The 12183-nt window shown below is 53.7% G+C and carries 15 protein-coding genes; 8 read left to right on the forward strand and 7 right to left on the reverse strand.

What is annotated here, in order from left to right:
• Window positions 1–42 precede the first annotated feature (42 nt).
• The 3 genes from PMI25_RS14780 to PMI25_RS14790 form a co-directional block, all read right to left on the reverse strand.
• Entirely contained in the window at window positions 43–1059 is a 1017-nt protein-coding gene (locus PMI25_RS14780) for an ABC transporter substrate-binding protein (protein WP_007966912.1), read from the reverse strand.
• 127 nt (window positions 1060–1186) lie between these two features.
• The gene (locus PMI25_RS14785) at window positions 1187–1384 is read right to left on the reverse strand and encodes a hypothetical protein (RefSeq protein WP_045122078.1); all 198 of its coding nucleotides are present in this window, start codon (window positions 1382–1384) and stop codon (window positions 1187–1189) included.
• Window positions 1385–1392: 8 nt separating this feature from the next.
• Window positions 1393–1863, reverse strand: coding sequence for a hypothetical protein (locus PMI25_RS14790; protein WP_007966910.1), 471 nt, complete (start codon window positions 1861–1863; stop codon window positions 1393–1395).
• 401 nt (window positions 1864–2264) lie between these two features.
• Here PMI25_RS14790 and PMI25_RS29670 point away from each other — a divergent pair, with 401 nt between their 5' ends.
• Together PMI25_RS29670 and PMI25_RS14795 are read left to right on the forward strand one after the other, a co-directional pair.
• Window positions 2265–2540, forward strand: a complete 276-nt coding sequence (locus PMI25_RS29670; protein ID WP_007966909.1) for a hypothetical protein — start codon at window positions 2265–2267, stop codon at window positions 2538–2540.
• A 46-nt stretch (window positions 2541–2586) separates the two neighbouring features.
• The gene (locus PMI25_RS14795) at window positions 2587–2823 is read left to right on the forward strand and encodes a DUF2789 family protein (protein WP_007966908.1); all 237 of its coding nucleotides are present in this window, start codon (window positions 2587–2589) and stop codon (window positions 2821–2823) included.
• A gap of 6 nt (window positions 2824–2829) precedes the next feature.
• Here the strand turns inward: PMI25_RS14795 and PMI25_RS14800 are convergent, their stop codons facing one another.
• From PMI25_RS14800 to PMI25_RS14810, 3 genes are all read right to left on the reverse strand, one after another.
• A complete protein-coding gene (locus tag PMI25_RS14800) occupies window positions 2830–3030 on the reverse strand; it encodes a hypothetical protein (protein ID WP_007966907.1) in 201 nt (66 codons plus the stop codon).
• 112 nt (window positions 3031–3142) lie between these two features.
• Window positions 3143–4747, reverse strand: coding sequence for a methyl-accepting chemotaxis protein (locus PMI25_RS14805; protein ID WP_007966906.1), 1605 nt, complete (start codon window positions 4745–4747; stop codon window positions 3143–3145).
• 248 nt (window positions 4748–4995) lie between these two features.
• Window positions 4996–5400 carry a TraR/DksA family transcriptional regulator gene (locus tag PMI25_RS14810; protein ID WP_003225981.1) on the reverse strand — a complete coding sequence of 135 codons (405 nt, stop codon included), beginning with the start codon at window positions 5398–5400 and terminating at the stop codon, window positions 4996–4998.
• A 505-nt stretch (window positions 5401–5905) separates the two neighbouring features.
• Between PMI25_RS14810 and PMI25_RS14815 the strand changes: the two genes are divergently transcribed.
• From PMI25_RS14815 to PMI25_RS14840, 6 genes are all read left to right on the forward strand, one after another.
• The gene (locus tag PMI25_RS14815; RefSeq protein ID WP_007966905.1) at window positions 5906–6814 is read left to right on the forward strand and encodes a MurR/RpiR family transcriptional regulator; all 909 of its coding nucleotides are present in this window, start codon (window positions 5906–5908) and stop codon (window positions 6812–6814) included.
• 61 nt (window positions 6815–6875) lie between these two features.
• Window positions 6876–7481, forward strand: coding sequence for a glutathione S-transferase (locus PMI25_RS14820; RefSeq protein ID WP_007966904.1), 606 nt, complete (start codon window positions 6876–6878; stop codon window positions 7479–7481).
• 2 nt (window positions 7482–7483) lie between these two features.
• The gene (locus tag PMI25_RS14825; protein WP_007966902.1) at window positions 7484–8590 is read left to right on the forward strand and encodes a DNA alkylation repair protein; all 1107 of its coding nucleotides are present in this window, start codon (window positions 7484–7486) and stop codon (window positions 8588–8590) included.
• 285 nt (window positions 8591–8875) lie between these two features.
• The gene (locus PMI25_RS14830; protein WP_007966900.1) at window positions 8876–9508 is read left to right on the forward strand and encodes a hypothetical protein; all 633 of its coding nucleotides are present in this window, start codon (window positions 8876–8878) and stop codon (window positions 9506–9508) included.
• Between the two features lie 312 nt (window positions 9509–9820).
• On the forward strand, window positions 9821–10912 hold the full coding sequence (locus tag PMI25_RS14835) for a hypothetical protein (RefSeq protein ID WP_007966898.1): 1092 nt from the start codon (window positions 9821–9823) through the stop codon (window positions 10910–10912).
• A gap of 523 nt (window positions 10913–11435) precedes the next feature.
• Window positions 11436–11729, forward strand: coding sequence for a hypothetical protein (locus tag PMI25_RS14840; RefSeq protein ID WP_007966893.1), 294 nt, complete (start codon window positions 11436–11438; stop codon window positions 11727–11729).
• Window positions 11730–11810: 81 nt separating this feature from the next.
• On the opposite strand, the gene PMI25_RS14845 is transcribed toward PMI25_RS14840, so the two are convergent.
• Window positions 11811–12080: a SinR family protein gene (locus tag PMI25_RS14845; RefSeq protein ID WP_045122069.1), complete on the reverse strand. Its 270-nt coding sequence runs from the start codon at window positions 12078–12080 to the stop codon at window positions 11811–11813.
• Window positions 12081–12183 lie beyond the last annotated feature (103 nt).

Here is a 12183-nt window from a genome sequence, read left to right on the forward strand (position 1 = left end):
GCAGCCGAGCGGGAGCAAGCTCCCTCGCCACAGAAGCCCATCTCATTTCAGATCAGCGGAGACCTTCTCCGCCACCTCCTTCGGCACCCACGCCTGCCACACCTCCGGGTGTGCCTTCATGAACGCTCCCGCCGCCTGGCGTGGCGCGGTGTGCTTCTCGCTCATCTCGGCCAACGCCTTGTTCAGCGGCTCGATCGGGAAATCCACCTTGCTGAAGAAATCGGCAATCTGCGGATACTGCTTCTGGAACGGTGTAGACACGCCAATCGACAGCTTCGACGCCAGCGAACGGGTCGGTTTCGGATTGGGGTTATCGGCATCGGTCAGGGTCTTCCACGCTTCGGCATCGAACGGTGGCTCTTCCAGCTGCACCAGTTTGAATTTGCCCAGCAATGGCGTCGGCGACCAGTAATAGAACAGCACCGGTTTGCCCCGGCGAATCGAAGAGCTGATCTCGGCATCCAGCGCCGCACCCGAGCCACTGCGGAAATTGGTGTAATCGTCCTGCAGGCCGTAAGCGGTCAGCTTCTGTTTGTTCACCACTTCAGAGGTCCAGCCGATCGGGCTGTTGAGGAACCGACCCTTGCTCGGGTTTTCCGGGTCCTTGAACACGTCCTTGTATTTCTTCAGATCACTGACGCTGCGCAAGTCCGGTGCCAGCGGCTTGATACCTTTGGCCGGGTCACCCTTGATCACGTACTCCGGCACCCACCAGCCTTCGGTGGCACCCTTGACCGTATCGCCGAGACTGGCGACCTTGCCTTCCGCTTCAGCCTTGACCCACACCGGACTGCGCCCGGCCCACTCTTCGCCAATGACCTGAATGTCATTGTTGGCCAGCGCGGTTTCCAGGGTGATGGTGGTGCCCGGCAGTGTATCGGTCGGCAGGCCATAGCCCTTTTCGACGATGATCCGCAGGACATCGGTGATCAGGCTGCCGCTTTCCCAGTTCAGGTCGGCAAAATGAATGGGGGCCTGTGCCGCCGCTGCCGGCTGCGCGGCCGTCAGCACACCGAACGAAACCACGCTGGCGGCCAATAGCCGTCGAATTCCTTTCATGCTTTGCACCTCGTGCTGTTCACAGCAATAGCAGGATGGCCTGGCAGAAGACCGCAAGCCTCTGAATACTCAGTCAACTGACTGTAGCCGAGGTTCCTGGTTTTTCCGGGGCCCAATCCCGGCGAGGTTACGTTTCAGACTTTTCCTGCAAGCTTTGCAGCTCGCGTCTGACCATGCTGGCGTATTCCGCAGGCCGCAAGGTGTAAATCTGCGCTGCCACCCAACTCAGCCAGGCGCCCTGCAATTCGGCTTTGGCGTTGAACAAGCGCAAGGCCTCTTCACGCGCGCGGTCGAGGTTCCGCGAATGGAAGTCGGCGCGACTCAAATCTCCGATCACTCGCTGGCCTTGAACGTGATCAGTTCGCCCTTGCGCCACTTTGCCGCTTTACCGGTAACGGCTTTCAGGGTCTTGGTCAGGCCTTCCTGCAGTTGCTGGTGCGCGGCAAACACCGTCACCACGCTGTGGCCTTCCTTGAACAGGATCGCGTGGCCGTCCGCTGTATCGACAAAAGCGTAATCGCCCAGGCCGTACACTGTCAGTTTGATTTCGCGAAAACGGATGTCCATCTTGCCGCCTTCACGACTGGGCAGCACGGCAGCGCTGAAATGATCGCCGACCTTGAGCTTGAGTCCCGGTTTGTCATCGACCACCAATGCACTTTCGGTGTCGATCTCGGCCACGTAAATACCTTCGGCGTTCTGTTCGGTGATGTAAACAAAACGCGATTGGAACAGCTTGACCAGCTTTGCACGCAAATCACCCAACACGAACAAAGCATGCATATCGAGATTACTGACTGCCAAAGAAACATCCCCACATCTGAAAAGTACCCTGCGCCAAAACGCGCACGGCAAAAAAACGGCCAGGCCGATGCTGTTACCGAATGACTTCAGTAAACCTGAAACAAGCAGAACGCCCATTCATCAAGGGTTCGCAAGACTACTGGAAAGTCAGGCGAGAAACTTGCCTCGACGTTCGCCAAACCTTGAAGGAAAAATCTTCATTGAAGCGCAACGAAGACGGACTACAAACTTTAGGGAAAAAACTGACGAAAAAAAGCCCTTTTCCGACATATCGCCGGTAAAAAATTGCTTTAGATAGGCACCTGTCGTCAACAGACGCTGGCGATTCTAGAGCAGCGATGCTGCTTCCGACTACCCGAACCGACCTGTAACCGTCGGCTATCTCATGAAAAGGACTTCATATGTGCACTCTGACTCACTTTGCCCAACCCTCCAAACCAGTCATCGACACGCCGTTCGTGCTGCAAGGCACCGATCTGGCTGAACTTGCGGAGCACGGAGCAGGCAGTCCCAGACCGCGATTTCAAGTAGTTCCGGCGGGTAACGCGTTCTTTCATATCAAGGAATCTTCCACCGGTCGTGTAAGAGGTTTCCGCGAAGACCATAACGAAGCGTGCGCCCTCGCCCGCTCGCTTGAATCACGAATCGAACTCTTGTCCAACGGTTGCCTCAGATAAAGAGCGAGCGACAGCGCCATTCCGGCACACGCAAAAGGAGTACACGATGGAACTGCCTGCATATGATCTGAAAACCCTGTTCGACCAACTGGGCCTGCCATCGGAAAACGGGGCCATCGACGATTTCATCGAAACGCATCCGCTGGATGCCAACACCAAGTTGATCGATGCCGAGTTCTGGACACCGCAACAGGCGCAACTTCTGAAGGAGTGGCTGCGCGCCGACGGCGAAGAAGCGGTGATGGTCGATGAATTGAACGTACGCCTGCACGACGGACGTTAATAAATGTCAGTGCAGGCTGTCGCCAGGCTCGGCCATCAGTTGCGCGAGCCAGGCAGCCTTGCACTCCTCCGCCTCGTCGCGACTGGCGAACGCGGTGCCGCGCCGCTCACCATTGAGCAACACCACCCAGCACACGCTCTGGCCCATCGCGCGCAATCCGGCGGGCACACCACTGCCAATCATCACCGCGACATCGACTCTGCACATACTGACCTCTCGATTTCATTAGCTACCTAACTAACGGCCATGTTAATGACTTCATCGCAGAGGAAACAGCAACGCCCGTGCACAGATTCATTGCGCGAGCGGTAACAATCGATCAGCGCGGATTCTCCGGCTTGTAACCCAGGCGCAGACCGCCCCAATGCCGGCCCTTGACCATGATCGGCACCGACAAGTCGTGCATCAGTTCCCCGGTGTCACGGGTGTAGGTCTGCAGCAACACCGCCTGTTGATGGCTGCCGCAGCGAATCCCGGTGCGGTCGGCGAACTTGCGTTTTGTGCGGTTACCCACCGCGTCGACCTGCTGGTCACCGGTCAACGGCTGACTGAACGCCAGGTTATGCGTCGGCACATAACCTTGCGGCGTGCAGGCGATGGCGAACACCAACCCTTCATGACGCGGCAGCAACGGCTCCTGAATCGTCGGCAATACCTGATCGGTGTAGCGGTCGAAACGAGTCTGAAACTTCGCCGGTTGCGTCCCGGGAATCGGTTGATATTGACGGTCGAACAAATCCTCAAGGCTGATCCGCCCCTGCTCGACATCCGCCTCGAACCGCGCCGCAATCTGACTCGCGCCCTCACGCGCCAGGTCATAGATGCGCTGGTGATAGTCATCCAGACCGACTTCGGCCAGACGCTCGCTGATGGTTTCCGCCTGCCCTTCCATCTGCACAGCGGCCTCGGCCAGACGTCGGGTCTGCTGATCGCTAATGGCCAGATCACTGCGCATCTGCTCGATGGCCTTGAACAGGCTGTCGAGCTGCTCGCGATTGGTTTCCGCGCCGCGGGCGATTTCACCGACCTGAGTTTCCACCCCGGCCGCCAGCCGCGCGATGTTTTGCAGATGCTGGCCGGTGTTTTCAACTTGTTCGACACCGATCTGCAGATCGCTGGACAACTCGCGGATCTGCTCCACCACTTGCGCCGTGCGCTGCTGAATATCGGCGACCATCTCCCCGACCTCGCCGGTCGCCGAGGCCGTCCGCGCTGCCAGACCGCGCACCTCATCCGCCACCACCGCAAAACCACGGCCATGCTCACCCGCCCGCGCCGCTTCAATCGCCGCGTTGAGGGCCAGCAGATTGGTCTGGCTGGCGATGGACTGAATCACCAGCGTCACCCGTTGAATGTCATCGCTGCGCAGGCTCAAGGCTTCGATCAGCTCACGGCTGGCATTGGCGCGTTGACTGAGTTGATGCATGCGCGCAATCGAGTCCACCAGTTCGGTGCGCCCCGCCGCGCTGCTGTGATGCGCCTCGCTGGCGGCGTCCAGCGCTTCACGGCTGAGCTGCGAAGTGGCGTGTTCGGTGGCGATCATCACTTCGGCGTTGCTGACAATCTGCGCCGCCGCGTCGAGTTGCGATTCGAGTTTGCTCGCCAGTTGCTTGACGGAAAACGCCACACCGGCAGCTGACAGTGCGTTATGACTGGTGGTGTAGGAAAGATCGCGGGTGAGTCCGGAAATCGCGCTGCCGGCATCGACAGGCGCAGCATCAGGGATGGCCCGCGAGCGCAGGCGTGGCAGCCAGACAATCAGCACAGCCAGCGGCAGGCCGATGTACAGCGACCATCCACCCAGCGTCATGCCGGCGAGCAACAGCATCAGGGCGATGCTTTGCAGGGTCGGAGCGATCCAGCGGTTTTTCGGCAACAGCACTGGTGCGGGCAAAGCCCCAACCAGAGATCCATCTCTCGTCATATCAACACCCCACGCTTGTTCTCATTGTTGTGACTGCATTAAACGCCACTAGAACGCCATTATCCATGGTCCGTTAGTCGTGGAGTCTGCAGCAGGTCAATGGAACGACGCGCAAGATATCGCGGACGAGCAAAAGCAAAGATCGCAGCCTTCGGCAGCTCCTACATGGGTTTACGTGAACCACTGTAGGAGCTGCCGAAGGCTGCGATCTTTTGCAGGCGCCCCCGATTCAGGGGGCAGCCATGGAATCAGGCCTGACGCTGGTGCTTGTCGATCTGCTCGTGACGCTCTTGAGCTTCGATGCAGTACTTGGTGGTCGGACTGATCAGCAGGCGTTTCAGGCCGATGGCCTCGCCGCTGTCGTCGCACCAGCCAAAACTGTCTTCCTTGATGCGCTCAAGGGCTTGTTCCAGTTGCGGCAGCATGCGCTGGTCGCGATCGATCGCGTTCACCAGCCAGGTGCGCTCTTCTTCAACCGAAGCCGCGTCCGCCGGGTCGGCCGGAGTGTCCAGGCTTTCGATGGCGATACGGTTTTGCTCAATGCGCTCGTGGGTTTCGACTTTCATGTTCTGCAACAGCTCAGTGAAGAAAGCGTGTTGCTCGGCATTCATGTAGTCATCTGCCGGCATGGCCAGCAACTTGTCCTTTGTCATTGATATCTCTATAAAAAAACGTGCATTAAGGCGAAATAGGGAGCGTTCCGGCGAACCGTGTCCGGTCGACGAAAAGGCATCGTTTATTGCAAACGCCACCCGGCACTCAATTTACGAAGGGGCGGCAGTCTAAGGCCCGTTTGAGGCCTCAGCAACTGTAAATACCGGGAATTTGTCCGACAACAGCCGTAAACGGGTCTGACACAGGCTTCATGGCGGTCATCGGAGTGCGTTTATAGCAAGAAATTCAGTCCAACGGCTGTATATAGAAGACAAACGGCTAACCGCTGGCGTCTCATCGCGATTTTTTCTACTCCCGGTGCATCGTTTCAGCCAAGCAGAACCCCAAAAGCCCTCCTAACATCAGCCACAACCCAGCACTTTGTGGCGAGGGAGCTTGCTCCCGCTGGGTCGCGAAGCGGCCCCTATTTTTGGGCCTGCTGCGCAGTCCAGCGGGAGCAAGCTCCCTCGCCACAGGTTGAACGATCAGCCCGAAGGATAACTTATGCCCCGCCCCGATCTGCCGGCCAACGACGAGCGCCCCCTCGCCAGCCCCCCGATCAATGCCGAGCGTCTGCTGCAACTGATCACCGACGAATACGACACCCTGCCGCGCCAACTCAAGCGCATCGCCAGCTACATGAGCCAGCAAAGCGACCGGATCATGGTCGATCGCATCAGCGACATCGCCCGGGAATGCGAGGTGCATCCGTCCGCCATCGTACGTTTCTCGCAGCGCTTCGGTTTCAGCGGCTTCAGCGAAATGCAGGCGCTGTTCCGCGCCGCCTACACCCACAAAGCCTCGCCGGTGCACAACTACCAGCAACGCATCCGCAGCATGATCGCCAACCAGTCGCAGCAAGCCAGCGACGGCGACCTCGCCCGCGAATGCATCGACGCCACTCGCTCCGGCATCGAACGCCTGGGCCGCGAACTCGACGACGTCGCGTTCGAAAAAGCCGTCGACCTGATTGTCAACGCCGACAACATCTATGTCGTCGGCGTACGCCGCTCCTTCGCCGTCGCCGACTACCTCGTTTACAACTTGCAACACACTCACAAGCGCATTCACTTGGTTTCCGGGCTGGGGGGTAGCTATCGCGAGCAGATGCGCAGCGTGCGTAGCGGTGATTTGGTGATCGCCATCAGCTTCACCCCCTACGCCAAGGAAACCCAACACTGCCTGCGCTACGCCCGCCAGCAACAGGCCAACACCCTGATCCTCACCGACAGCCACCTTTCGCCCTTGGCTAAAAACGCCAACAGTCTGCTGCTGGTGAATGAGGGCAGCGCACTGGCGTTCCGTTCGCTGAGCGCGACCTTGTGTTTGTGTCAGGCGTTGTTCGTGGCGGTGGCGTATCGACTGGAATTGAATGTGGATGAGATTCACGAACAAGCCGGTTTTGACGACTGACATTTACCTCAGGCTCGGCTAGGTTATGCCTTCCCACCGGTTCGACTTGAAGGAACGCGTCATGAAACTGATCGGCATGCTCGACTCCCCTTACGTGCGCCGCGTGGCGATCTCCGCCAAACGCCTCGGCATCGACCTCGAACATGAATCGGTCTCGGTGTTCCGCCACTTCGAGCAATTCCAGCAGATCAACCCGGTGGTCAAGGCGCCCACGCTGATCCTCGACGACGGCGTGGTCCTGATGGACTCCACCCTCATCCTCGACTACCTCGAAGCCGCCAGCGGCAAAAGCCTGCTGCCGAGCGACCTCAAACAACGCGCCCACGCCCTGCGCCTGATCGGCCTCAGCCTCGCCGCCTGCGAAAAAGCCGTGCAACTCTATTACGAACGCAACCTGCGCCCGGCTGACATTCAATACCAACCGTGGGTCGAACGCGTCGAAGGCCAACTCGCCGCCGCCTTCACCGCCCTCGAACAGGACCTGGAAAAAACCGGCCTGCCCACCGACGGCACCCTCACCCAGGCTGGCATCAGCCTCGCCGTGGCGTGGAGTTTCACCGACCTCGTCGTCCCCGACCAGATCGACACCCGCCGCTACCCGCACATCGCCCAATACACCGCGTACGCCGAAACCCTCGAAGCGTTCGTCAGCACCCCGATGACCTGACCATGAGCACCACCGACACCGCCGCCCCGGCGTTAAAGGAAATCTTCAACGCCGAACGCCTGCAACACATCGCCAGCGAAATGAGCGCCGTGTACCCGGCGTTCAAGGCCAAGGCGTTTCTCAAGCACGCCAACCTAGGGCTGGCGGAATTGTCGGTGATGCAACGCATGGCTCGCGTCAGCGAAAGCCTGCACGCCGTGCTGCCACTGGACTACGAAGATTCCCTCGAAGTCCTGCGCGAACTCGCCCCCCGCCTCAACAGCGGATTCGTCAGCATGTGCCTGCCGCACTACGTCGCCAGCTACGGCGGCCACGCGTTCGATACCTCCATGCAAGCACTGAAATACTTCACCACCTTCGGCTCCTCCGAATTCGCCATCCGCCACTTTCTGCGCAGCGACCTCGAACGCTCGCTGGAACTCATGCACGACTGGACCCAAGACGAAAACCACCACGTCCGCCGCCTCGCCAGCGAAGGCACCCGCCCCCGCCTGCCCTGGTCATTCCGCCTGGAAGCCGTGCAAGCCAACCCGCAACTGACCGCCGGCATCCTCGATCGGTTGAAGACCGACGAGAGTCTGTACGTACGCAAGTCCGTGGCGAATCATCTGAATGACGTGACCAAAGAGCATCCTGAATGGGTGCTGGACACGATTGAAGGCTGGTCGCTGGAAAACAAACACACGGCGTGGATTGCCAAGCATGCGTTGCGCAGTTTGATCAAACAGGGAGATCTGCGTGCGCTGACGGTGATTGGTGCGGGGGCCAAGGCTGAGGTTGAGTTGCTGGATGTGCGGGTTGAGCCAGCAGTAGTTCGGTTGGGTGAGGCGATAACGTTGTCGTTTACGGTGAAGTCGACGGTGGCGCATGAACAGCGGTTGGTGATTGATTATGCGATTGACTATGTGAAGGCGAATGGCGGGGTTTCGGGGAAGGTTTTTAAATTGAAGACGGTGGAGTTGACGGGGTTTGGGGAAGTGGTTGTGGGGAGGCGGCAGGTGATTCGGGATTTTACGACGCGGAAGCATTTTTTGGGGCGGCATGGGGTTAGGGTTTTGGTGAATGGGGAGGTTTTGGGGAGTGCTGCGTTTGAGATTGTTGCTGATTGATACTGCTAAGAGATTCCGTTGATCTGGCAGTTATCGGACTGATAGGGAATTAGGGATGGGCTGCTTTCGGCCAGAAGCGGACAATCCGATTATTCATGTAAAGTTGCCACTAAAGGCCCCCTACCTGAAAGCGATTTACACCTCTCCCGGATGATAAGTACTCACCGTTTACTAGTTTTCAATCACGCCTTGCCACGCCGTCAAGAAGAACGCTATTGACTTTGTTGCCGAAAGCATAAATCCTAACCAGAAACCTAATCACTACTTAAACTCTCAAGGAAGAAAATGGACGAGACATATAAGGTACTTTTTGCTGCGCTCGTGGGCTTTATGATATCACCACTGAACGAGCTTCTTAAGAAATACATCGAGACATGGCTTTGCAAGAAGAAACTAATGGTTAAGATTGATAGCGCAATACGTAGTTTGGGTACGGCAATTAAAACACTGAATCAAACGTCTATCGATCGACAAGAATATATAAAAAAAGAAAAAAATGATGATACTGCTTTCATGCAGCCTTACTTGAAAGTTTCAAAAATGGAAGACGATGTCGAAAAATCCTATACGAGATTATCCGAGAATCAAAAATACTCAATCGACATAGCTATTTCCGGGCTTTCTCATGTATCAAAGATCGAGAATAGAATAACTCAGATTTATGAGGATATGCGCGATACCGCTCATAACAAGGCATATAATGGGGAATCTTTCAGCAAGGACGATCAAAACAGGTACCACAGAAGAATCCTTTCCGCAGAAAAAGCTATGATTTACTCTTTAGTGTCAATTCGGCAAAGGCTGATATCGGTAAAAAATAACATCCCAATGGATACAACTGACTTGGAAAATCTTGAGTTCACATCAAAAGAGCTGTCTATAGTAATAGACACCGCAACATGGAAGCATCTACAATAAATTTAATTATTAATTTATGGCGCTTTGAATCGCTCCAAGTTTAGTTGATGCTTTAGATTTTTTCTTCTGACTGCTTTTGCCCATAGCTGTCCTCTGTGAAGGGTAGCAATGGGCCGAAAGCATTCATGAGCCACTGGCTGCTTACGGACATTAGCGGACGCTCACAAGCGACCGCTAACAGCCAGAAGCAATCATTCACATCTTTGAGTGCAGAAAAGGGGACTGATTTATTTGCTGAGGAATAAATCAGCCCCTTTTTGTTGTAAATTAAAAAAATGGAGCAGAGATGATCACTGAGCGAGAGGGGTTAAAATGAATTACGACCAGTGGCGAGAGTGGTTCGGAGCAGCTGACCTATGGGCGAAGCAAAGTAACATTTTGCTCCCGATTCTTCTATCAGTAATCGCGGCAATTATTTTTTGGTGGGTGTTTTCTTATCAGCCAGAGCAGAAGCGACGTAAAAAACTACGACCGATCATTGAGCTGACGCTGTTTGAAACATATAAGAAGCTTTTCTCATTGTTTGATTTAATAATGGCTCATAATTTACACAGCCCTTCTTTCTTCCAAGCAAAAATACGTTCAGGAAATCTGTCCGAGGACGACATAAAGCTAGGGCTTCAGAACAAATGCCTTAACGAAACTTATCTTTATGATCTTCGCACGAGGGATGCTCTCCTTGTCGTAGGCGAGGATATACTGGATCGCTCAATGAATATTGACGAGCTATGTAATAAAGTACTTGTATTCCATACATACGCCACCGCTGAAGAGCTTGTTCTTCTTGAGAGTATAAGGGAAAAAATTCGCATATACCATTTCAGTGAGCGCCATATCAAAAAGGATTGTGAGGTAAATATTGGTGGACAGATACTCCGTCCATTTGATCCATCTTTAAGCTATCGGCGTCGTAATTTTTACGAAATTTATAAGTTGTTTTCCCTGCTGCAAGCTCTTGTGTTAAATCATCACGAATTGGATAGGGATCGATTTATCTATAAAATACAGTGGCTATACTACTCAGGTCAGTACCATTTGTGTGCAAAGTTTATAAGAGCCCATGAAAGAAGTTTTGAGAGGGACTTAACCCTCTTCAGGAATTATTTGGCGCTTAGCGAGCGTAAAAAAGGCAATATTAAAGTTTTTTACAAACTAATTGAAGACACCTTTAAAACCAGGCCGCATGGTGGGGGGGCACTGATTTCTTCAAGAAGCACGTTCAAGGAACTTCTTGAGGACAATAAATTATTTGAGATACTGTCGCAGTATTACTCTGCAGATGAAATCTCTTCTTTGAGGCACGCTGTAATACAAGATAGTGAGGATAAGGAACGCTTCGAAAGCGCAAACCAGCTATTGGCGAATTACTATAGAGAAAAAGTAGTCAGCTCAAGCACGGCCTAATATGATTTGACGATAGAAGTATTTCCCGAGATTGCTTTGGTTAATCGCTGTCTATGACAGAAAATTGGACGAAGAAAAGAAGGCTAATTTATTTTCCGCATCTGAGAAATAAATCAGCCCCTTTCTTATATTTTATTTTCTTCTTTGCAAATACTGACAGGAGCAATTTAATGCCCTTGCTGCATCGATATGAATCACTATTGTTGAAAAAAAATGTATGTCTATCGCAGCCTTACGCATATCGCATGAGTCAATGTCTAGCATTGCGACTCCAATACCTCTCATCGCGCAGAATGATCAATAAATTTTCGGTATTAGATGAGATAGCATTGCTCGAAAAAACGCCAACCAGCCGCCCTACGGGAACAAAAGCAGCTGAAAAATTCAGAGGGCCCATTCTGGGAAGTTTCTGGCACAAGCATTACTTCGACGCGAAGCATCTACCCCAAAATTTTTTGAATAAATGGTTCGGCGATTACGCAGTAAAAAGGGGTTGCTGAAGACGAAACTACATGAGGTTTTGATGACGGACGAAGATGATACAGACATCGAAAGTTACTGGATAGCTAAGGCCAATCGTATATCCCATGCACTCGTCTATGAAGGATTTGAGGCAAGAAAGAATAGAGGCGCGTTAACAGGAGAATGGCTAGTTTATTATGAACATGCCGGACTGAATTATTATTTAGATTTAGCTGACCATAAGGAGTTAGACGATCAGCAAAAACTTTTTAAACGCTTGATGGCTGAGTGCGGATGGGAGTTCCCTTTCGCGTTCAAATCGTCGGCTTCTAGCAGTTACGCCCCTCCTGCATAAGCCACTGCTCTGAGGCTGCTTTCATAATGAAAAAATACGTTCTTGCATCGGTAATCCCCCCTGCAAAGAGGGCAAAATAATCTAAAGATTATTGGTAAGCCAATCAGAACAATTTTTGTCTAATCCAACCCATGCCCCGGCACCTGAGAGCCCTAAAACCAACAGCTTGTCATTCGAATCGATATGCTTTTTTAGCTCGTCACGGATCTGCACAAGTGAAAAATCTGACTTAACTATCCAAGTTGAATCGACACAATGCCACCAGGAGCCCAACGCCTTTATTGCATCGTGAAGCTCTGTGTATTTCTTTCCTGGGGTAATTAGATCGTACGTTATCAAGACTGATGCCATCGCTGCCTCCATTCGATTAGAAGATATCGAAGTGATATCACTTCGAGAGAGTAGTCGGAATGTTTGAATCGTCCAATTTTTGGCAGGCCACCCCCATCTCAGT

The organism is Pseudomonas sp. GM30, from assembly GCF_000282275.2.
In the GTDB taxonomy this organism is placed as follows: Bacteria; Pseudomonadota; Gammaproteobacteria; order Pseudomonadales; family Pseudomonadaceae; genus Aquipseudomonas.

Excerpts from the sequence above, each read along its gene's own strand:
- PMI25_RS14780 (WP_007966912.1), bottom strand. The coding sequence starts at position 1,059 with ATGAAAGGAATTCGACGGCTATTGGCCGCCAGCGTGGTTTCGTTCGGT.
- PMI25_RS29670 (WP_007966909.1), top strand. The coding sequence starts at position 2,265 with ATGTGCACTCTGACTCACTTTGCCCAACCCTCCAAACCAGTCATCGAC.
- PMI25_RS14795 (WP_007966908.1), top strand. The coding sequence starts at position 2,587 with ATGGAACTGCCTGCATATGATCTGAAAACCCTGTTCGACCAACTGGGC.
- PMI25_RS14800 (WP_007966907.1), bottom strand. The coding sequence starts at position 3,030 with ATGTGCAGAGTCGATGTCGCGGTGATGATTGGCAGTGGTGTGCCCGCC.
- PMI25_RS14805 (WP_007966906.1), bottom strand. The coding sequence starts at position 4,747 with ATGACGAGAGATGGATCTCTGGTTGGGGCTTTGCCCGCACCAGTGCTG.
- PMI25_RS14810 (WP_003225981.1), bottom strand. The coding sequence starts at position 5,400 with ATGACAAAGGACAAGTTGCTGGCCATGCCGGCAGATGACTACATGAAT.
- PMI25_RS14815 (WP_007966905.1), top strand. The coding sequence starts at position 5,906 with ATGCCCCGCCCCGATCTGCCGGCCAACGACGAGCGCCCCCTCGCCAGC.
- PMI25_RS14820 (WP_007966904.1), top strand. The coding sequence starts at position 6,876 with ATGAAACTGATCGGCATGCTCGACTCCCCTTACGTGCGCCGCGTGGCG.
- PMI25_RS14825 (WP_007966902.1), top strand. The coding sequence starts at position 7,484 with ATGAGCACCACCGACACCGCCGCCCCGGCGTTAAAGGAAATCTTCAAC.
- PMI25_RS14830 (WP_007966900.1), top strand. The coding sequence starts at position 8,876 with ATGGACGAGACATATAAGGTACTTTTTGCTGCGCTCGTGGGCTTTATG.
- PMI25_RS14835 (WP_007966898.1), top strand. The coding sequence starts at position 9,821 with ATGAATTACGACCAGTGGCGAGAGTGGTTCGGAGCAGCTGACCTATGG.
- PMI25_RS14840 (WP_007966893.1), top strand. The coding sequence starts at position 11,436 with ATGACGGACGAAGATGATACAGACATCGAAAGTTACTGGATAGCTAAG.
- PMI25_RS14845 (WP_045122069.1), bottom strand. The coding sequence starts at position 12,080 with ATGGCATCAGTCTTGATAACGTACGATCTAATTACCCCAGGAAAGAAA.